This is a genomic window from Streptomyces sp. NBC_00554 (assembly GCF_041431135.1).
Lineage (GTDB): Bacteria > Actinomycetota > Actinomycetes > Streptomycetales > Streptomycetaceae > Streptomyces.
Genome location: NZ_CP107799.1, coordinates 507191 through 526887 on the forward strand (window position 1 = coordinate 507191; position 19697 = coordinate 526887).

16 protein-coding genes and 1 pseudogene are annotated in these 19697 nt (G+C 70.1%); 11 read left to right on the plus strand and 6 right to left on the minus strand.

Going from position 1 to position 19697, the window contains the following annotated elements:
* Positions 1–32 precede the first annotated feature (32 nt).
* Positions 33–1586 carry an AbgT family transporter gene (locus OG266_RS02430; RefSeq protein ID WP_371542176.1) on the minus strand — a complete coding sequence of 518 codons (1554 nt, stop codon included), beginning with the start codon at positions 1584–1586 and terminating at the stop codon, positions 33–35.
* A 115-nt stretch (positions 1587–1701) separates the two neighbouring features.
* On the opposite strand from OG266_RS02430, the gene OG266_RS02435 reads away from it, so the two are divergent.
* Positions 1702–2727 (plus strand): winged helix-turn-helix transcriptional regulator, encoded by a 1026-nt coding sequence (locus OG266_RS02435; protein ID WP_371542179.1) that lies wholly within the window; start codon positions 1702–1704, stop codon positions 2725–2727.
* A 29-nt stretch (positions 2728–2756) separates the two neighbouring features.
* Here the strand turns inward: OG266_RS02435 and OG266_RS02440 are convergent, their stop codons facing one another.
* Positions 2757–3683, minus strand: a complete 927-nt coding sequence (locus tag OG266_RS02440) for a DUF5829 family protein (RefSeq protein WP_371552620.1) — start codon at positions 3681–3683, stop codon at positions 2757–2759.
* 195 nt (positions 3684–3878) lie between these two features.
* On the opposite strand from OG266_RS02440, the gene OG266_RS02445 reads away from it, so the two are divergent.
* Positions 3879–4055, plus strand: coding sequence for a hypothetical protein (locus tag OG266_RS02445; RefSeq protein WP_266471293.1), 177 nt, complete (start codon positions 3879–3881; stop codon positions 4053–4055).
* 419 nt (positions 4056–4474) lie between these two features.
* Here OG266_RS02445 and OG266_RS02450 read toward each other — a convergent pair whose 3' ends face one another.
* Positions 4475–5221: a class E sortase gene (locus OG266_RS02450; protein WP_371542183.1), complete on the minus strand. Its 747-nt coding sequence runs from the start codon at positions 5219–5221 to the stop codon at positions 4475–4477.
* 243 nt (positions 5222–5464) lie between these two features.
* Between OG266_RS02450 and OG266_RS02455 the strand changes: the two are divergent.
* The 3 genes and pseudogenes from OG266_RS02455 to OG266_RS02465 all read left to right on the plus strand — a co-directional run bounded on the left by OG266_RS02455 (position 5465) and on the right by OG266_RS02465 (position 9385).
* Positions 5465–6468: pseudogene (locus OG266_RS02455) on the plus strand (LacI family DNA-binding transcriptional regulator).
* Positions 6469–6922: 454 nt separating this feature from the next.
* Positions 6923–7486: a cysteine hydrolase family protein gene (locus OG266_RS02460; RefSeq protein WP_371542186.1), complete on the plus strand. Its 564-nt coding sequence runs from the start codon at positions 6923–6925 to the stop codon at positions 7484–7486.
* Between the two features lie 165 nt (positions 7487–7651).
* Positions 7652–9385, plus strand: a complete 1734-nt coding sequence (locus tag OG266_RS02465) for a GAF domain-containing protein (protein ID WP_371542189.1) — start codon at positions 7652–7654, stop codon at positions 9383–9385.
* A 54-nt stretch (positions 9386–9439) separates the two neighbouring features.
* Here OG266_RS02465 and OG266_RS02470 read toward each other — a convergent pair whose 3' ends face one another.
* Together OG266_RS02470 and OG266_RS02475 are read right to left on the minus strand one after the other, a co-directional pair.
* Entirely contained in the window at positions 9440–10141 is a 702-nt protein-coding gene (locus OG266_RS02470; protein ID WP_266471302.1) for a response regulator transcription factor, read from the minus strand.
* A gap of 155 nt (positions 10142–10296) precedes the next feature.
* Positions 10297–10761: a cyclic nucleotide-binding domain-containing protein gene (locus OG266_RS02475; protein ID WP_266471305.1), complete on the minus strand. Its 465-nt coding sequence runs from the start codon at positions 10759–10761 to the stop codon at positions 10297–10299.
* Between the two features lie 291 nt (positions 10762–11052).
* Between OG266_RS02475 and OG266_RS02480 the strand changes: the two genes are divergently transcribed.
* From OG266_RS02480 to pflA, 4 genes are all read left to right on the plus strand, one after another.
* Complete coding sequence (locus tag OG266_RS02480; RefSeq protein WP_371542192.1) at positions 11053–11961, plus strand: universal stress protein; 909 nt, start codon at positions 11053–11055, stop codon at positions 11959–11961.
* A 53-nt stretch (positions 11962–12014) separates the two neighbouring features.
* A complete protein-coding gene (locus tag OG266_RS02485; RefSeq protein WP_371542195.1) occupies positions 12015–12845 on the plus strand; it encodes a universal stress protein in 831 nt (276 codons plus the stop codon).
* Between the two features lie 172 nt (positions 12846–13017).
* Positions 13018–15276 (plus strand): formate C-acetyltransferase, encoded by a 2259-nt coding sequence (pflB, locus tag OG266_RS02490; RefSeq protein ID WP_371542198.1) that lies wholly within the window; start codon positions 13018–13020, stop codon positions 15274–15276.
* A complete protein-coding gene (pflA, locus tag OG266_RS02495) occupies positions 15267–16010 on the plus strand; it encodes a pyruvate formate-lyase-activating protein (RefSeq protein WP_266474887.1) in 744 nt (247 codons plus the stop codon). The genes pflB and pflA overlap by 10 nt, the downstream gene beginning before the upstream one ends.
* Here the strand turns inward: pflA and OG266_RS02500 are convergent.
* Positions 16004–17716 (minus strand): SulP family inorganic anion transporter, encoded by a 1713-nt coding sequence (locus OG266_RS02500; protein WP_371542201.1) that lies wholly within the window; start codon positions 17714–17716, stop codon positions 16004–16006. The genes pflA and OG266_RS02500 overlap by 7 nt on opposite strands.
* A gap of 276 nt (positions 17717–17992) precedes the next feature.
* Between OG266_RS02500 and OG266_RS02505 the strand changes: the two genes are divergently transcribed.
* Both OG266_RS02505 and OG266_RS02510 read left to right on the plus strand, forming a co-directional pair.
* Positions 17993–18622, plus strand: coding sequence for a hypothetical protein (locus tag OG266_RS02505; protein WP_266474889.1), 630 nt, complete (start codon positions 17993–17995; stop codon positions 18620–18622).
* A gap of 152 nt (positions 18623–18774) precedes the next feature.
* Positions 18775–19680, plus strand: a complete 906-nt coding sequence (locus tag OG266_RS02510; protein ID WP_371542203.1) for a universal stress protein — start codon at positions 18775–18777, stop codon at positions 19678–19680.
* The last annotated feature ends 17 nt before the right edge of the window (positions 19681–19697 follow it).

A 19697-nucleotide genomic window follows, 5' to 3' on the forward strand; every position in this document is an offset into this window, starting at 1 on the left:
CCGGGGTGACGCTTCTTGGCGGAGGGGCGGGCTCAGCCGATGCCGAACGGGATGCCCAGCAGGTACCAGGCCACGAAGAACGCGACCCAGACGACCCAGAGGACGGCGGCGATCGGGATGGTGAAGGAGGCCAGGGTGCCGATGCCCGCGGACTTGCGGTACTGCTGGATGAAGCCCAGGGCCATCACGAAGTACGGGCTCATCGGGGTGACGCAGTTGGTGACCGAGTCGGCGACGCGGTAGACGGCCTGGGTGGTCTCGGGCTCGATGCCGATGAGCATCAGCATGGGTACGAGCACCGGCGCGGCAAGCGCCCACAGCGCGGAGCCGCTGGTGATGACGAGGTTCATGAACGTGATCAGTACAGCGATGCCGACCAGCACGGTCCAGCCGCTCATGTCCAGGTCGCGCAGCGTCTCGGCGCCCTTGACGGCGAGGATGTCGCCGATGTTCGTCCACTTGAAGTAGGCGAGGAACTGGGCGATCGCGAAGAACAGGACAAGGATCGGCGCCATCGAACGGGTGCCGTCGGCCATCGCGGCGATGCTGTCGCGGGCGGCGGAGAAGGTGCCGGTCATCCGGCCGTAGACGGTGCCGAGTACGGCGAAGAACACGCCCAGGACGAGCGCCATCCCGCCGATCAGCGGGGAGTTGACGATGCCGCCGCCCTCGCCGCGCAGCGGTGAGGACGAGGGGACCATGGCCACCACCAGGAACGCGAGGAAGCCGATGGCGACCAGCCCGGTCGCGCGCAGCGCGCGCTGCTGCTGCTCGGTGACCTCGATCTCCGCCAGCTCAGCGGCGTTCGGCGCGGCGACCGGCTCGTCGGGCTCCAGGTCCGAGCGGCGGGCGAGGACCTTGTCGACGACGAGGGTGATCACGAGGGCCACCAGGACCGAGGAGCCGAGCCCGAAGAAGTAGTTGGCCACCGGCGTGACGACGTAGTCCGCGTCGATGGTGTGGGCGGCGGCGGTCGAGATCCCGGACAGCAGGACGTCGGTGGTGGTGAGCGACGGGGAGGCGTCGTAGCCGGCGGCGATCGAGACGTAGGCGACGACGCAGCCGAGCACCGGGCTGCGGCCGGCCGCGCGGAAGACCAGTGCGCCGAGCGGGATGAGGGTGACGTAGGCGGCGTCGCCGGCGACATGGCTGACCATGGCCGTCATCGACAGGGCGAAGGTGAGGTATCTGCCCGGCACCCGGGCGACCATGCGTCGCAGCAGGGCGGAGAACAGTCCGCTCTTCTCGGCGACGGCGATGCCGAACATCACGGTGAGGATGGTGGCCAGCGGCGGGAAGGCCGCGTAGTTGTCGACGGCCCCCTCGACGGCCATGGTGAGGCCGTCCTTGCTGAGCAGGTTCCGCACCTCGATGGTCTCGTGCGTGCCGGGGTGCAAGGCGCTGGCGCCGACCGCCGCCAGCACCGCGCTGAGGACGGCGACAATCCCGGCGAGGATCCAGAACAGCCAGAAGGGGTTGGGGAGTTTGTTACCGACCTTCTCGATCGCCGTCAGACTCCGGAACGCGGTGCGCAGGGCCCTCGACTGTGGCTCGGTCGGCTGAGGCTGAGCGGAGGTGACACTCATCGGTACCTCTTGATGCATTGGGGGGACGTTCCTGCGAACAATGGCATCAGAGTGAGAGATTCTCTATCCCTTGGATGTAACGTTGGGATTAATCGGCAGTCTAAGGTGGGGCACCATGACCCGTCCTCTCCTCGACGAGCTCGACCGGCGCCTCATCGGCGCGCTGCACCTGGCACCCCGGGCCACCTGGGACGACATCGGCGAGATCCTCGCCGCCGACGCCAGCACGCTCAAACGCCGGTACGACCGGTTGCACGAGGCGCGGATGGTCCGCGTGATCGGGCAGTCCGACTGGGGCATGCACTCCACGGCGATGCCCGTCCACGTCTTCCTGGACATCACCGGCGAGACCCCGCTCGCCGTCCTCCACCGCCTCCGCGACCTGCCCCACCTCCAGCTCCTGGCACAGATCTCCGGCGACTACCCGCTCTACGCCGTCGTGCACGCCCCGTCCGAGGCCGCCACCAGCGAGGCGATCGACCGGATGTTCTCCGTCCCCGGCGTCCGGCGCGTCAACGCCCTGCCCGCCCTCAGCACCCTGCGCCGGGGCATCAACTGGGACCCCCAGTTCCTCACCGACACCGAACGCGCTGGCCTGCTGAAGCTCACCGGCGCCCGCCCCGAGGGCACCGCGACCGCGACACCCCCCGCGAAACCACTCAGCGAGGCTGAACGCACCGTCGTCGCCCAGCTGATCCAGGACAGCCGCGCATCAGCGGCGAGCATCGCCCGAGCCGCCGGCCTGGCCACCTCCACCGCGCACCGCGTCGTCCGCCGGGTCCTCGACGAGGGATGGGTCAAGCCTCGCCTGGAGATCGTGTCCGAATGGCTCGGCTTCCGGACCGCCTTCATCCTCCGCCTGCGCGTGGCTCCGGGTGAAACCCCCGACGTCATGCGCCGTATCGACCAGCTCCCCCAGACCCGGCTCGCCGCCCACGTGGCCAGCGACATGTCCGTCCTCGCCACCGGCCTGGTCGCCGACCGCTCCGCCCTGGCGCTCTTCATCGACAACGAACTGGCCAGGATCCCCGGCCTCATGGCTGTCAGCGTCGACGTCATGCTCGCCGAACCGCGCCGCTACTGGCTGGACCGGGACCTGGCCTCCGGTCTCGGCGAATTCCACGCGCCGACCCTGCTGTAGGTCCCGATGGCGCCGGCCTTCATGGCCCCTTACTCCGTGGCGTCGAAGTTCCAGACGGCTCGGGCGCCCGGGCCGACGGTGAGAGTCGACCGGCCGATCCGTTCCTCGTGCCGGTACTCCACGGGCCGGTTGAGCGACAGTCCGATCTGCCGCAGGCCGGCCTGGTCGCGCGGAACGGCGTCGAATCGGATCGTGGTGCCACCGCCCTGCGCGACGATGCCACCGCCCACCGCAGGCCGGACGACGAACCCGCCGGCCCGAAGCAACGGCACAGTGTCGGCAAGGTCCCGTTCGGTGACCGCGAGGCGGACAGAGGTCACGTCACGCATCAGATGGTCGCTGTAGCCGTCGGACAGGTAACGCTCCCGGCCGACGTCGCCCGGGTAGTCGGCCGGCTCGGTGTTGCTGCGCGGGTCGGCAAAGTACTCCGGCAGATACTCCATCGCCCAGGCCCCGAAGCCGTCGTACTGGTCGGTGGTGAGGATGGCGTCGAACCACGGCACCGGGACGCCGTCGCCGAAGTCGCGCGTCTGGCGGAACTCGATCGGGTCGGCGATCCCCTGGTCCCGCAGCCGCTCCGTCACCGTCACGAGGTCGCCGGCGCGCTCGGCCGAGATCCCCATCCCGGTGGAGCCGAAGGTGCCGTCCTGGCCGGGCAGATCGCCGACCCCGAACAGTTCGAGATACGTCTCGCGGCCCATCAGGTAGCGACCGGTCCAGGTCTGTCCACCGGCGCCGGTCGTGGTGCGGACCTGGAAGTTGGCGAAGTCCCGCAGATAGTCGGAGTGCTCGATGGCATCGGCGGTCTCCCGGTCGAGGACTCCGTACGCGTGGTTGTAGAACAGCAACTGCCGATCGGGCGACGGCGCGCCCCCCTCGGCCCGCGCGGTCTTCGCGCCTCCCTCAACTGCCCCCATGAAGACGGCAGCGAGGGCCACAGCGACGACCAGAATCATCCGCATCATCCGGCTCAGCAGCATGCGCGCGATCGTAGGGCGGAAGGAATCACGGTCGCTGCCGAATCGAGGACGACGACTCGAAACCGCCGTGCTCGCGCCTGGTCAGCACTGGCCGGGCCGCGGTGTCGAAGGTCTGACAACGGCATTCGGGGGCACTCGTAGCGCACCACAACGAAAAGAGGGAGCGTCTCCATGCTTGGTATAGCGGCGGCAGTGCTGTTCTTCATCGCCTTTTTGATCAACGCTGCCGAGATCGACACGAACGACACGTTCACGTCGGTGAATGTCATGCTCCTCGGCCTCACCGTACTGGCGCTGCATGTGGCGGGTATCGGCAGCGGGTGGGGCAGCCGGGCACGCAGGCGCTGACGGACCCCGGGTCCGCGAATTGCCCGTCTGAGCACCGTGGTTCGTTGGAGAGACCGCGCGGGGGTACCTAGTACAGAACTCCGATTGCGCGAGGGCTGGCCAGAAGCCCGTGCATGAGGCCACTATCTGGCTTGATACCGCGCAGCGGACCGCGCACTCAAGTCGAGTGTGTCCGCCCGCCATTGACCACAACGTCCAGCCCGTCCGCCCCACATCGGCACAGCGCAGAGAGAAAGACCACCATGGCCGAGACCACGCCTTCACGCGTCTCGTCTCCCGTCGGGGGCGCCCAGTGACGGCCGCCCGAATCCCCGGCCTGATCCTGCCGGTCGCCTTTCTCCTCGCTGCTGTGATCGGCGCCGTGTGGTACTGGCGGCACCGGGGCGAGTAGGCCGGTTTCGGACACCGGCTCCCCCGGCCTAACCCAGCGGCGGCTGCTGTGTTGAAGTCGAAGTCAGGACGCCGATTTTGTCGATGCGGTGCTCGGGGTTCCCTCTGTCGTCGCGCCAGTGGTTTCCGGCCGCGTTGTCCTCGAGTGTCGCGCAGGTGGAGATAGTGATCATGGCTTGAGTGGGGCGCTTGCCCGGGAGGCCCGGGACCGCTGCCCGCTGTTCGGCGAGCGAGCGGTCGGAGCGGAAGGAGGTGGTTCTACTCTCGGTGATCTCGTACTCGTAGACCGTGCCGCCCGAGGTGACGAAGACCGAGTCGCCTTCATCCAGGGCGGGGAGCTCGCGCAGCGGACCGCCGGCGGAGAGGCGGTGGGCCGTGACGAGGTAGTTGCCGACCTCGCCGGGGCCGACACCGCCACGGCTGCCGTACGGGCTGGCGGCGACGCCGCGGTTCTGGATCCGGGTGCCTGGCCAGTCGTCGGTCGTCCCCTCGTAGGAGACGACGCGCAGGTCCTCGAGGGCGATCGCGGGTATGGCGAGCGAGGCGGTCCGGGCCTGGGTGTTGGTCCCGCCGGGGGCCGGCTTCGCAGCAGTGGTGGCGGGGGTCGGCTCGACGGTCGACGCTGCCGGGGAGGAGGGCGTGGCGGGCGTGGTCGCCGACGTGGTCCTGGTGGCTGCGGCGGTTTCCTCGGCGGCGCCATTGGTGGAGCAGCCCAGGAGTACGAGGATGATGCCGCCGCTGCTGAGCGCGGCGGGAAGAGCTCCGGAACGGGGCATGGCACTCGGGATCGCTAGCCGGGGTCGTGTCGCGCCACACTGCGTGGAGAGTGGCTGCCTCAAGAGGGAGAACGGCAGGCTCAGGTCGGGAGTTCCCTGACGGAAGCCCCGTGCCACCTCCCACCGGCGGAGGGCCACCCTCACAACCCGGCCTGGCCAGTGGATCTCTCGCGCCGCAGAACCCGGCACAGGCATACTCGGACCTCGCAGGCGCACCGGTGCCCACCGGTATCGGAGGTACGTGTGGTGGTGTCGTCGGGAACGGAGCCTCGGAGGGTGACGATCCACGACGTCGCCCGTTCCGCGGGTGTGTCCCGGCAGACCGTGTCGCGGGCGCTGAACGACCAGGACGGGATCGACGGCTCCACCAAACAGCGCGTACTGGACGCCGCTCTCGAACTCGGCTACCGGCCGAGCAGGTTCGCCCGCGGGCTGGTCCGGCAGGACACCACCACCGTCGGCCTTGTGATCCCGGACCTGCTCAACCCGTACTTCACCGAGGTCGCCGCGGCCGCCCTGGAAGCGGCGCGGGCCCGCGGCTGACACGTGGTCGTCTACGACACCGCGGACAGCGCCGAGGAGGAGCTCGGCACACTGCAGGTGATCGGTTCCCAAGTGGACGCGGTCGTCGGCTACTTCAGCCGGCCCGAGCAGGAGATCGACTTGCTCACCCGCGGCATCCCGGTGGTACTCATCGGGCGTGCGCACGAGACCGCGCGGTTCAGCTCGATCCGGGTAGACGGGCGGGACGGCGTCCACGCGGCGGTCGCGCACCTCGTCGCGCGCGGGCATGAGCGGATCGGCATGCTCGACCACGACGGCCGCGCCGAACCGAGCGTCCGGCGCGAGTGGTTCGGGGCGGCCGCCGCGGCACTCGGGGTCGACGCCGACGCGGTGGTCGGTTCGAGCCAGTCGGCCGCCGGAGGCGGGGAGGCGCTCGAGTCCTTGCTCATCCTCCGTCCCGACATCACCGCGGTTTCACCTTCAACGACATCATCGCGATGGGCGCACTGCGCGAGGCGCGCCGCCTGGGCAGGAGCGTCCCGGAGGACCTCGTGGTGATCGGTTTCGACGGTCTGCGACTGGGCACGCTGGTCGAGCTTCCGCTCTCCACGGTCGCCCTCGACACGCGCAGAGTGGGCGCACTGGCCATCGACCAGGCCGCCCGGCTGCTGACCGGGGCCGACCTGCTCGATGGCGAAGACCTCGTCGTCCGGGCGGAGTTGCTGCTGCGCGGATCCGCGTAGCCGGCTCCGACTCCCTCGTCGCCAGGGCTGAAATGCCGCTGTGTGCGGCCCGGTCGAGCCGCCGTCGGACGGCTCCGCCGAACCGGAGCCAAGCGTCTCCGCCGTACGAATGGCTTCACACCGAAAACCCCGGCGGCGCAGACTTCCCGCCAACCCCGTCATCGCAGGTCGAAAGGCACTTCTTCGTTTTCGGAGAAACTATCCACAGGCATCAGGTCTGTGGATCCGGGCTCGGGTTGCGGCCCGCTCGGTGTCAGCCGCCACAGCAGCAACGGGGTCACCCGCCGATAGGCCGCGGGATTGACCGCGCCCAGCCAGTGCGAGGCTCGGACCGTGGCGCCGTGTCCGTGGGCACCGCGACCCGACGCCGATGAAGATCTCCGAAACCTCCACCGCGGATCGGTCGATCACCCAGACTTCGTCTTGTTTCCCCAGTGACGAAGGGACGGTGAGCATGGCGAACAGCGCTCTTCTCGTGATGGACGTCCAACGGGACATCGTGGGCATCGCCGACGACGGCTCCGGATACCTGCCGCGCCTGCGCAGGGCGATCGACGGCGCCCGCGTGGCGGGCATTCCCGTGATCTACGTGGTCATCGCGTTACGGCCGGGCGATCCGGAAGTCAGCCCCCGCAACAGGGTGATCACCAACGCCGTGCGGGCCGGCCTCTTCACCGAGGGCGCCCCCGGCACCGGGATCCACCCCGACATCGCGCCCCAGCAGGGCGACGTCGTGGTCACCAAGAGACGGGGAAGCGCGTTCTCCGGCAGCGACTTCGACCTGGTCCTCAGGGCTCGCGACATCGACAGCCTTGTCCTCACCGGGATCGCCACCAGCGGCGTGGTGCTGTCCACCCTGTGCCGCGCCATCGACCTGGATTTCGGCCTCACCGTCCTGTCGGACGCCTGCCTCGACATGGACCCCGAGGTGCACCGGGTCCTGACCGAGAAGCTGTTCCCGCAGTGGGCAGATGTCATCGCCGTCGAGGACTGGCTCAAAGCCATCGCACCGCAATAGCGGGAGGCTGTCCGGGGACAGGCCCTGATACTCGACCCCTCACGTCCTGGCCATGACGTCACTGTCTGCACGTACGGCCTCGACATGCGTCCTCTGCCAGTACGGTGAAGGCGAGGTCTATCGGTTGAGGTGCACCTTGTCTGCGCGAGTCGGTCGGAGGAAGCGATGAGCGGGGAAGGTCGCGGGGGCTCCAAGCAGCATCTGCCCAAGCTGCGGCTGGATGAGCTGCTGGATGAGTTGCAGGCGCGGATCGACGCGGCGCGGGGGACGCAGGACCGGGTGCACAACCTGCTGGAGGCGGTGCTGTCGGTCGGCGGGGAGCTGGATCTGCCGCAGGTGCTGCGGCGCATCGTCGAGGCCGCAGTAGTGCTGGTGGACGCCGAGTACGGGGCTCTGGGCGTGATCGGCGACGACCTTCGGCTGTCGGAGTTCCTGACGGTGGGCATGGGCGACGACCAGCGCGCGGAGATCGGTGACCTGCCCAGCGGACACGGCATCCTCGGCGAGCTGATCCGGCACCCCGAGCCGCTGCGGCTCCCAGAACTCTCCCAGCACCCGTCCTCGTACGGCTTTCCGGCCCATCACCCACCGATGCACTCGTTCCTGGGTGTGCCCATCCGGGTGCGCGACAGGGTGTTCGGGAACATCTACCTCACCGAGAAGCGCGGTGCTGAAGAGTTCGACGCCGAGGACGAGTCGGTGCTCTCCACGCTCGCCGTGGCGGCCGGGGTGGCCATCGAGAACGCGCGGCTGTACGAGGAGACCCGGCTGCGTGAGCGCTGGATGCGGGCCAGCGGCGAGGTCACGAGCACGCTGCTGTCGGGCGCTCCCAGTGCCGAGGTACTTGAACTGATCGTCGAGCAGGCCCGGGAGATCGCCTCGGCCGACATCGGGATGATCGCGGAATACGTGTCCGGAGCGGCGGAGCTGCGGCCGGTGCTCGCGGTCGGGTCGGACGCCGAGCGGCGCAGCGGGCTGGTCCTTTCCGCCGAGGAGGGTTTCGTCGGAGCCGCGCTCACTGCGGCGGAGCCGGTGGTCAGCGCCGACATCGAGCACGACGTCCGCACCGGTGAGGGAGAGTCGCACTGGGCCGGGCTCGGCCCAGTGGTCGCGGTGCCCCTCGGCGCCGGAGGGAAAGCCCGCGGGGTGTTGCTGCTGGGGCGTCTGGCGGGCCGTACGCCGTTCTCGGACGACGACACCGGGCCGCTGCTCGGCTTCGCCGGCCAGGCGGCGCTGGCACTGGAGCTGGCTGAACGCCGCCGGGACGCGGAACAGATCACGCTGCTCCAGGACCGCGACCGGATCGCGCGCGATCTGCACGACCTGGCGATCCAGCGGCTCTTCGCGGCCGGCATGACCCTGCAGAGCACCCAGCGGTTCATGGACCACCCCGAGGGCACGGAACGGCTGTCGCGGACCGTCGACGACCTCGACGACACCATCAAGATCATTCGGTCCACCATCTTCGGGCTGCGTGCGCACGGCGGCCGGACCAAGGAGGACAGCGGTCTGCGCGCCCGGGTGTCCGACGCCGTGAAGGCCGCCGCCACGTCGTTCGGCTTCACTCCCGCGTTGCGGATCGAGGGCCTTGTCGACACCGATGTCCCCGGCGGCGTAGCGGATCACGCGCTCGCCGTGCTCGGCGAGGCGCTCAGCAACGCGGCCCGGCACTCGGGCGCGCGCTCCGTCGACGTCCATCTGCGGTACGCCAAGGGCGAGTTGGCACTCACGGTGACGGACGACGGCTGCGGAGTACCCGACGGGGTGACGCGCAGCGGGCTGAAGAACATCGAGGAACGGGCTCGCGCACTTGGCGGCACGCTCACACTCGGCGAACGGCCGCAGGGCGGCGGTACCCAGCTGGTGTGGCGCGTGCCGACGGGCTCACAAGGGGGCTGAGGTGACCAGGGGGCTCGTACGGCCCCATGCCATCCCCGACGACCCGGGTGTGCGTCACCTCGCAGGGCGTCCACCGGAGTCGGGATGTTCGAGGTGGGAGGCGAGGACCGCTGCCTGGACCCGGCGTTGGACGCCCAGTTTGGCCAGCAGGCGGGAGATGTGGTTCTTGACGGTCTTCTCCGAGAGATAGAGCTTCTTGCCGATCTCACGGTTGGTGAGCCCGTCCCCGATGAGCGCGAGGATGTCCCGCTCGCGCGGCGAGAGGCTGGCCAGTTCGGGGGCGATGGCCGGGGTGTCTGCGGGGTCCGCACGCAGGGAGCGCATCAGCCGGGCGGTCGTCGCGGGGTCGAGCATGGACTGGCCCGAGGCGACGGTGCGTACCGCCGAGACCAGGTCGGAGCCCCTGATCTGCTTGAGCACGTAGCCCGAAGCCCCGGCCATGATCGCGTCGAGCAGCGCGTCCTCGTCGTCGAACGACGTCAGCATCAGCACGGCCAGCTCCGGCATCTGGCTGCGCAGCTCGCGGCAGACGGTGATCCCGTCGCCGTCGGGAAGGCGTACGTCGAGGACGGCGACGTCCGGACGAAGGGCCGGGCCGCGTAGGAGTGCATGCTCGACGTTCTCGGCGTCGCCGACCACCGAGATGTCCGGTTCGGCGTCCAGGAGGTCGGACAGGCCGCGTCGTACGACCTCGTGGTCGTCCAGCAGGAAGACACGGATCGGGTTCTGCTCCGTGAAGGTGCGTGCCTCGGCCATGACGACCCCTTGTTCCCCGGTGACTGACGGACTGCGGGCTGTCCGTCAGGACGATCATCACTCGCCGGGACCGGATGCACTAGGGCCGACCGGCCCCACTCGTACCCACATTGCGCCCTCGCCGGCCCGGGGTCGCGTCGGATTCGGGGGTGCGCTCACAGGCGGCTGCCGCTGCCGTACGGCGCGTACAGGTCCAGCAGCCGGGTACGGGCCGAGCGCAGGCGATGGGCGAGGATGTCACCCACCCATTGGGCGACCGTGCGGCCCAGGACTGGGTCGTCCTGGCACATGGCCCGTACGGCCACGGCGTCGAACTCGTACGCCCGTACAGGCGTCGTGGTCTCGGCACCAAGATGCCAGGCGTGCGGCGCGAACAGCCAGGACCATCCGACCAGTTCGTTGTGTCCGAGGGTCTCGATGACGGCCGCCCGGCGGCCGGGCACGTGCATGTCGAGGTCGATCGTGCCGGTGCGGATGATCCAGAACCGGTCGGCGCGGCGGCCCTCCTCGAAGAGGCGGATTCCCTGGGGGAACGACACCTCGCGGGCAATGCGCATGAGCCGTTCCCGGTGCTCGGCGGGCAGTGCCCGCAGCATGCTGGAAGTGGGCGAAGCGTTCATGACGGGCCTCCAAGACGGGCGTACTCACCTGCCGCTTCCAGCGTGTGCCGGTGCCGCGGTGCGAACCATGGGCCACCCGGCCCCACGACCGGGCCACCCGGCACCACACGAGAGGCCTTCGGCACCCTGTACCGCCCCCTGCCTCGATCCGATCGTCGGACCGCGCGGGTGACGAACGGGTCTTGGGCCGAAGGGTCCCCTGCAGGGGCTGTACGGCCCCTGCGCACCGGCGCGTTCCTCTACGAGGCTCGGTACGAGATCGGGCAGGACCGAACACAGGAGGTGCCCACCATGCTTCGGCACATCACCACGGGAATCGACGGATCCGCCGAGAGTCTCGCCGCCGCCCACTGGGCGGCCCGTGCGGCCGTGCGTCGCGGCGTCTCGCTGAGTCTCGTGCACGCCTGGAAGTGGCACCCGCGTCCCGCCCCGTCCGTCCCCGCGGACCGGAGCGAGCGCGACTGGGCCGAAGAGATTCTGGACCGGGCCGCGAGCAGCATCCGTGCAGCGCACCCCGGGCTACGGGTCGTCGAGCGGCTGGTGCCCGACTCCGCAGCAGCCGCCCTCCTTGCGGCGGCCGAGGACGCGGAGTTGCTGGTGCTCGGGTCCCGCGGTCTCAGCGGCGTCGCGGGATTCATGGTCGGCTCGGTGTCCCAGCGGGTCGTCGCCAGGTCCTCCCGACCCGTGGTGCTCGTACGCGCGGGCGAAAGCTCCGCCGACGAACACCTCCCCGCCCTGGACGGCATCTCGCCCGAGGAGATACCCGAGTCCCCGTATCGCGATGTCGTCCTCGGCCTGGACACCCAGCGCCCCTGTGACGAGCTGATCGAGTTCGCCTTCGAGTCAGCTCGGCGCTGTGGCGCCACGCTGCACGTGATCCACGCCTTCGGTACGGCGCGGGTCGAGCCGGCCGACGGACCGTGGGCCCCGGTGTCCGGGCCGGAGCTGCTTGCGGCACGGGAACGCACCGTGGCCGCGACGCTGCGCCCGTGGTGCGAGAAGTTCCCGGGAGTCTCCGTGGTCGAGACCGTCTCCGAAGGGCGGGCCGCCACCGCGCTGGTACGCGCGTCGGCCGGAGCCTCCCTCGTCGTCGTGGGACGCCGGACACGGGAGGGCCACCTCGGCACGCACGTCGGCGCCGTCACTCACGCGGTGCTGCACCACGTCGGCTGCCCCGTGGCCGTCGTCCCGCACGACTGAACCAACGCCGTGACGGTGCTCAGGGCACCCAACGGCCCCAGGGAGGGAAAGTCATGACCACGCGTCACGTCATCGTCGGTGTGGACGGCACAGTCATCGCCGTACGAGCACTGGACCTGGCCGCCGACGAGGCGGCCCTGCACGCGACCGCTCTGGAGATCGTGTACGCCGTGCCCGACCTCGACGAGGCCGGCCCGGTGCTGGCATCCGCCGCCTCGCGGGTGGGCTACCGCCACCCGGACCTGCCGGTCGTCACCGTCCCTGTCAAGGGGCACTCGGCGGCCGTACTGGCGGAACGCGGACGGGAGGCCGCGCTGACCGTCGTCGGCTGCCGGAGCCTCGGCGGGTTCGCTGGCACGCTGTTCGGCTCGGTGAGCCGGCGCCTGGCCGCGCACGCTCATGGCCCGCTGCTGGTCGTACGAGGCGACTCTCCGCCGCACCTGCACAACGAGGTCCTGCTCGTCCTCGACGCCGAGGACGACGTGGACACGGCCGCGTACGCCATGCAGGAAGCGGAACGCCGCAGCGCCGGACTGCGCATCCTTCGGTCCTCGGCGCATCGGCACCCCGCTCCGGCGCCGGTGCCGCAGCGCCGACGCGAAGGGACCGCGTCGCACTTCCCGACCGCCGGCGACGTTCTGGTGGAACTGGGCGAGCAGCACCCTCGCGTCCACGTGGAGACCCAGGACACCGCCCCCGCTTCGACGCAGACGCTGCTGGAGGCCACACGTACGGCCGACCTCGTCGTGATCGGTTGCCGAGCCGGTCTGGGCGGGTATGGCCGCCAACTCGGTTCAGTGGCTCGTACGTTGCTGCATCGCGCGCACTGCCCGGTGCTGGTCGTTCCCGCCGGGCAGGAGAGCGGCACGCCCTCCCCCTCGTGAAGGGATGCGCACCGGCTTCACCGGGCGCACGTACCGACATGGGCCGAACGGCCCCACGGACCGGGACGGACGGCGAGGTCTCTGTGCGCTGACCGGCCCTCCCGGCGCCCGTCGCGCGTCACGAGTATCGGAAGCGAGGCATTCCAGTGCGGAGCAAGGGAGAGAACCGGCGATGACTGCAACGGTGACAGCTGGGACCCGGGCGCCCCAGGCATGGCATGGCTTCGCCGGGACGCGGTGGCGCGAGCGCATCGACGTACGCGACTTCATCCAGGCCAACTACACGCCGTACGAGGGCGATTCCGCCTTCCTGACGGGTCGGACGGACCGCACCCGAGCCGTGTGGGAGACGGTCAGCGCCCTGTTCCCGGAGGAGCGGCGCAGGGGCATCCTCGACGTTGACACCGCGACTCCGTCGACGATCACTTCGCACGCACCCGGATACATCGACCGCGAGCGGGAGTTGATCGTCGGCCTGCAGACCGACGCCCCGCTGAAACGCGCGATCATGCCGAACGGCGGCCTGCGGATGGTCGAGAGCGGGCTGAAGGCGTACGGGTACGAGCCCGACCCCTTTGTCACGCGCGTGTTCGGGACCTACCGAAAGACCCACAACGACGGTGTCTTCGACGCATACACCCACGAAATGCGGGCCGCCCGCAAGGCCGGGATCATCACCGGACTGCCGGATGCCTACGGACGCGGCCGGATCATCGGCGACTACCGGAGGGTGGCGCTGTACGGAACCGCCCGGCTCATGGAGGCCAAGCGGGCCGAACGTGCCCTGCTGGATGCTCAGCCCTCGACGGAGCACATCATCCGGGACCGCGAGGAACTCGCCGAGCAGATACGTGCGTTGGGTGAGCTGACCGAGATGGCGGCCTCGTACGGCTGCGATGTCTCCCGCCCGGCCACCAACGCCCACGAGGCCGTGCAGTGGCTCTACCTCGGCTACCTCGCCGCCGTGAAGGAGCAGAACGGCGCCGCCATGTCGCTGGGCCGCACCTCCACCTTCCTGGACGTGCACCTCCAGCGGGACCTGGACGAGGGGATCATCGACGAGACCCGTGCCCAGGAGCTGATCGACGACTTCGTGATCAAGCTGCGGATCGTACGGTTCCTGCGCACCCCCGAGTACGACGCGCTGTTCTCCGGCGACCCGACCTGGGTGACGGAGTCCATCGGCGGCATCGGCACGGACGGCCGCCCGCTGGTCACCCGCACTTCTTTCCGCTTCCTGCAGACCCTCTACAACCTCGGACCCGCCCCCGAGCCCAACCTGACCGTGCTGTGGTCGCCCCGACTGCCGCCGGGCTTCAAGGAGTTCTGCGCCCAGGTGTCGATCGACACCAGCGCCGTCCAGTACGAGTCCGACGAGCTGCTGCGCCCGCACACCGGCGACGACACGGCGATCGCCTGCTGTGTGTCGGCGATGGCGGTCGGGAAGCAGATGCAGTTCTTCGGAGCACGGGTCAATCTCGCGAAGGCGCTGCTGTACGCGATCAACGGCGGCCGGGACGAGATGAACGGCGAGCAGATCGCGCCCGACACGCCTGCGTCGACCGGCGAGTACCTGGAGTACGAGGAGCTGACGGCGGCGTACGACCGGGTGCTCGACTGGCTGGCGGCGACGTACGTCAACACGCTCAACGTCATCCACTTCATGCACGACAAGTACGCCTACGAGCGTGTGGAGATGGCGCTGCACGACCACCCCGTCCACCGCTTCATGGCCTGCGGCATCGCCGGTCTGTCCGTCGCCGCCGACAGCCTTTCCGCGGTCAAGTACGCACGGGTGAAGGTGATCCGGGACGAGACGGGGCTGGCGGTGGACTTCGAGACCGAGGGCGGCTGGCCGGCGTACGGCAACAACGACGACCGGGCCGACGCCATCGCGGTCGGCCTGGTCGAGTCCTTCATGGCCAAGGTTCGCGAGCACCCCACCCACCGGAACGCCGAGCACACCCAGTCGGTGCTGACCATCACCTCCAACGTCGTCTACGGCAAGCACACCGGCAACACCCCCGACGGCCGGCGCGCCGGACAGCCCTTCGCGCCCGGCGCCAACCCCATGAACGGCCGTGACCGCCACGGGGTGGCCGCCTCCGCGCTCTCGGTCGCCAAGCTGCCGTACGAGCAGGCCCGCGACGGCATTTCACTGACCACGACGATCACACCCGAGGGTCTGGGCCACCACCCGAGCGAACGCGCGGGCAACCTGGTCGGCATCCTCGACGCGTACACGGCCTCCGGCGGCTTCCACATGAACGTCAACGTGCTGGACCGGGCCACGCTGGAGGACGCGATGGAACACCCGGAGAAATATCCGGAGTTGACCATCCGGGTCTCCGGATACGCCGTCAACTTCGTCCGCCTGACCCGCGAGCAGCAGCTCGACGTGATCAGCCGCACCTTCCACGGATCGCTGTGAAGACCACGGTGGCGGGCCGGATCCACTCCTGGGACCTGTCCACCGGCGTGGACGGTCCCGGGACCCGGTTCGTCCTCTTCGTCAGCGGCTGCCCGCTGCGCTGCCTGTACTGCGCCAACCCTGACACCTGGCACATGCGGGACGGGCGGGACGTCACGGTCGACGAGGTGATGGCGGAGATCGAGAAGTGCCAGGGCTTCGTCACCACGGCCGGCGGAGGGGTGACGCTCACGGGCGGCGAGCCGCTGCTCCAACCCGCCTTCAGCGCCGAGATCCTGCGCCGTTGCAAGGAAGCCGGACTGCACACGGCGCTCGACACCTCCGGCTTCCTGGGCACCCGCGCGACCGACGAACTCCTCGCCGACACCGACCTGGTGCTCCTGGACATCAAGTCCTTCGACGTCAACACGTATCGGAAACTGACCGGCGGCGAACTGGCGCCCACCCTCAAATTCGCCACCCGCCTCGATCGCCTGGGTACTGCGGTGTGGATTCGTTATGTCCTCGTCCCCGGCTGGACCGACGACCGGGAGGCCGTCGACGGTCTGGCCCGGTTCGTCGCCGGCCTCGGCAATGTCGAGCGGGTCGACGTCCTGCCCTTCCACAAACTCGGTGCCGCCAAGTACGAAGCTCTCGGCCTTCCCTTCCCGCTGCGGGACAACCCGGGTCCCGACCCGAGGCTGATCGAGCGGGTCCGCGACCAGTTCGGTGCGTACGGGCTGGCGGCCTACTGAGTGCGGCTCCACTCGCGGTACGCGGCCAGGGCGGTCGGCAGGGTGGGGAAGATCAGGTCGGGGCCGACCGACTTCGTCAGGCCGTACGCCTCCAGGTCGTCCATGAGGTCCTGCTTCACCCGGGCGAGGGCGAAGACCACGCCCCGCCGGGTCAGTTCGTGGCGCAGGGCGTCCACGGCGTCCAGGGCGGTGATGTCGACCTCCACATTGGCCTCGGTGTTGAGGACGAACCAGCGGACCGGTTCGGCCTGTTCGTCGACGGCGGCCAGGGCCCGGCGGTGGAAGTTCTCCGCGTTGGCGAAGAAGAGCGGCGAGTCGTAGCGGTAGACCACCAGGCCGGGGATCGTACGGGCCTGAGGGTAGTCGTCGACGTCGTGCATGCCGGCCACGCCGGGCACCACCCCCTCGACGGCGTCGTGCGGGCGGGCCACGCGGGTAAGCAGCTCCGCGACGGACAGGCCGACGGCGACGATCACGCCGTAAAGGATGTCCAGGGCCAGGACGCCGACCAGGCAGCCGAGCGCCAGCAGCAGCTCCCGGCGGCGGAAGGATGCCAGTCGTCGGAAGCCCGCCAGGTCGATCATGCGGACGGCGGCGTACACGACGAGCGCGCCCAGGACGGCCGACGGGGTGCGGGACAGCAGTGGGCTGAGGAAGAGCAGGACGGCGAGGATCGCCGCGCCGGCGACCAGCGAGTACGCCTGGCTGCGGGCGCCCGCCGAAGCAGCGAGCGCGGTCCGGCTGGCGCTGCTGCTCACGGGAAAGCCGTGCACGGTGCCCGCGCCGAGGTTGGCCGCGCCCAGGGCCAGCAGTTCCTGATTGGGGTCCAGCGCTGTGCTCTCCTCCTCGCGGTCACGGAAGGCCCGCGCCGTGAGGATGAAGTCGGTGTAGCCGACAAGGAGGACACCGAGGGCGGGCAACAGCAGGTGCGACAGCTCGGTCAGGTCCGGCACGGCGAAGCCGGGCAGACCCGACGGGACCTCGCCGATCACCTTGATGCCGTGCCGGTCGTCGAGGTCGAAGACGGCCACGGTCGCCGTGCCCAGCACCACTGCCAGCAGGGGGCCGGGCACCGCGGGGAAGAACCGCGCCACCGTGAACAGGAACGCGAGTACGGCGGCGGCGAACACCAGCGTGGGCGCATGGGTCTCCGACAGGTGTCGTACGAAGGACCAGAGCTTGGAGAAGAAGGCCGAGCCCGTCGTCGCTACGCCGGTGAGCTTGGGCAACTGGTCCACCATCATGATCAGCGCTACGCCCGCGAGATAGCCGATCAGCACCGGCCGGGAGAGCAGGTCCGCGACGAAGCCCAGCCGCACCGCCCACGCCACCAGGCACAGCAGCCCGACGGTCACCGCGAGGGCGGCCGCCAGCACGGCGTACCGGTCCGGATCCCCGGCGGCGAGCGGCCCCACCACGGTGGCCGTCATGAGCGCGGTCGTCGACTCGGGGCCCACCGACAGCAGGCGCGAGGAACCGAGCACTGCGTACAGCGCGAGTGCGGGCAGGATCGCCCAGAGCCCGGCGACCGGCGGCAGGCCCGCCACGCCCGCGTACGCCATGACCTGCGGCACGAGGTACGCAGCCACTGTCACCCCGGCCAGCACGTCGCCCTTCAGCCATGAGCGCCGGTAGCCCAGGAGAGTGGCGAGTCCGGGCGTCAGGCGGCGCCACCCCGGAACGTGTCCGCCCGAGCTCTGGGACATGAGCCTCCTTCTGCCGAGTGGCCTCGGGATCCACCAGCGGGACGACGTGTGTGCGACCTCAGGATCCACCGGCCGGCCGACGTCCGCGAGACGCCGGCCGGTACGGGGAAGGACCGTACGCCGCCCCGCCCCCGTACCGGCGGCCCAACAGGCCCTACCGAAAGGGCCGTTCAGCCCCATGGTCACGGACCTTCGGCATCCGGCGACACCTGCCCGGCACGACAAGAGTGTGCGGTGTCAGGCATCGACCGGATCGTTCCCGAAGGGATCACCACCATGGCCGTACACGAGCACCCTCACCGGAGCCCGGGGTTCCACCTGCCGTCGCTCCGCAGGAACTGGAACACCTCCGCCCCGGAGTCCGCCGTGTCGGCTCGCACCGGCACGCACACCGCGCGGGCCTACGCCTTCGCCTCCCTGCGCCTGCTCACCGGGTTCGCCTTCCTGTGGGCCTTCCTCGACAAGACCTTCGGGTTCGGCTACGCCACTCCGTCCGGCAAGGGCTGGATCGACGGCGGTTCGCCGACCATGGGGTTCCTCAGCGGCGTGGCCGCCGGGCCGATGGAGTCGACCTTCCACTCCTGGGCCGGTGACACCTGGGCGAACTGGCTGTTCATGGCCGGACTGCTCGGCGTCGGCCTGGCCCTCGTCGGCGGTTTCGCGCTCCGGCTCGCGGCCGTCGCGGGCACCGCTCTGATGGCGCTGATGTGGATCGCCGAGTGGCCGCCCGCCAGGCACCTCTCCGACGGCTCGGCAAGCATGTCCTCGAACCCCTTCGTCGACTACCACCTGATCTACGCCATCGTCCTGATCGCCCTCGCGCTGGCCTCCGCCGGCGACACCCTCGGTGCCGGGAAGCTCTGGGCCAAGCTGCCGTTCGTCCGCACCAACGGCTGGCTCCGCTGACCACGGCAGGACGCGGCGGGACCCGACACGGGCCCGCCGCGTCCGCCGGACATAGGGCCGAACGGCCCCGGCCGGGTACCTCCGGCCCCTGCACCACGCTTCCATTCGACACGACGCTGGAATCGGAAACCCCGATTCAGGAGGTGGAGACCATGGCACGCACCGTCATCGTGGGCCTCGACGGCTCGCCCGAGAGCCGGGCGGCCGCGGAATGGGCGGCACGTGAGGCCAAGCTGCGCGGACTGCCGCTGAAGCTGGTCCACGTCTGGGAGCCCGTTCCGGAGCCCATGGCGCAGGCGCCGCTCCTCGGTGCCGAGACGCAGCAGCACTGGAGCGAGCGGATTCCGCGCGAGTCCGCCGAGGGTCTCCGGCTGCGGCACCCCGGTGTGGAGATCACCGCCGAGCAGTTCTCCGGCCGGCCCGCCGACGTGCTGACCAGCCAGGCGAAGGACGCCGCACTGCTCGTCCTGGGCTCCCGCGGGATGAGCGGGATCGGCGGGTTCCTGGTTGGTTCGGTCGGCCAGGGCGTCCTGGCGCACGCGGAGCGGCCCGTGGTCCTGGTCCGCGCCGGGGAACAGGCCGCGGACGAGCACCTCGCGGACCCGGCGGGCATCCCGTCCGCCGCCGGCCCGTACCGGCCGGTGGTCCTGGGGCTGGCCACCGACGACCCGGATCCCTCGCTTGTCGAGTTCGCCTTCGACGCGGCGGACCGCCGCGCCACCTCCCTGCGGGTCGTCCACGGCTGGAACCCGCCGCCGTACTACGCGTACGGCCTCGCCGCAGACATCGAACTCCACGACCAGCTGTCCCGGCAGGAGGCCACCACCCTGAGCGACGTCCTGCGCCCGTGGCGGCAGAAGTTCCCCTCGGTCGAGGTCGTCGAGGAGTCCCGGTACGGAACGGCCGCGAACCACCTGGTCGACGCCTCCCGCGAAGCCTCCCTGGTCGTGGTGGGCCGTCGGATCCGGCGCAATCCCCTCGGCTCCCACATCGGCCCGGTCACGCACGCCGTCCTGCACCACTCCACCGCCCCCGTCGCCGTCGTCGCGCACGGCTGACGCGCCCCGAGGAGAGA

Bases quoted from the DNA above. Each gene is read 5' to 3' on its own strand.
- OG266_RS02430 (WP_371542176.1), bottom strand. From the start codon at position 1,586: ATGAGTGTCACCTCCGCTCAGCCTCAGCCGACCGAGCCACAGTCGAGG.
- OG266_RS02435 (WP_371542179.1), top strand. From the start codon at position 1,702: ATGACCCGTCCTCTCCTCGACGAGCTCGACCGGCGCCTCATCGGCGCG.
- OG266_RS02440 (WP_371552620.1), bottom strand. From the start codon at position 3,683: ATGATTCTGGTCGTCGCTGTGGCCCTCGCTGCCGTCTTCATGGGGGCA.
- OG266_RS02445 (WP_266471293.1), top strand. From the start codon at position 3,879: ATGCTTGGTATAGCGGCGGCAGTGCTGTTCTTCATCGCCTTTTTGATC.
- OG266_RS02450 (WP_371542183.1), bottom strand. From the start codon at position 5,221: ATGCCCCGTTCCGGAGCTCTTCCCGCCGCGCTCAGCAGCGGCGGCATC.
- OG266_RS02460 (WP_371542186.1), top strand. From the start codon at position 6,923: ATGGCGAACAGCGCTCTTCTCGTGATGGACGTCCAACGGGACATCGTG.
- OG266_RS02465 (WP_371542189.1), top strand. From the start codon at position 7,652: ATGAGCGGGGAAGGTCGCGGGGGCTCCAAGCAGCATCTGCCCAAGCTG.
- OG266_RS02470 (WP_266471302.1), bottom strand. From the start codon at position 10,141: ATGGCCGAGGCACGCACCTTCACGGAGCAGAACCCGATCCGTGTCTTC.
- OG266_RS02475 (WP_266471305.1), bottom strand. From the start codon at position 10,761: ATGAACGCTTCGCCCACTTCCAGCATGCTGCGGGCACTGCCCGCCGAG.
- OG266_RS02480 (WP_371542192.1), top strand. From the start codon at position 11,053: ATGCTTCGGCACATCACCACGGGAATCGACGGATCCGCCGAGAGTCTC.
- OG266_RS02485 (WP_371542195.1), top strand. From the start codon at position 12,015: ATGACCACGCGTCACGTCATCGTCGGTGTGGACGGCACAGTCATCGCC.
- pflB (WP_371542198.1), top strand. From the start codon at position 13,018: ATGACTGCAACGGTGACAGCTGGGACCCGGGCGCCCCAGGCATGGCAT.
- OG266_RS02500 (WP_371542201.1), bottom strand. From the start codon at position 17,716: ATGTCCCAGAGCTCGGGCGGACACGTTCCGGGGTGGCGCCGCCTGACG.
- OG266_RS02505 (WP_266474889.1), top strand. From the start codon at position 17,993: ATGGCCGTACACGAGCACCCTCACCGGAGCCCGGGGTTCCACCTGCCG.
- OG266_RS02510 (WP_371542203.1), top strand. From the start codon at position 18,775: ATGGCACGCACCGTCATCGTGGGCCTCGACGGCTCGCCCGAGAGCCGG.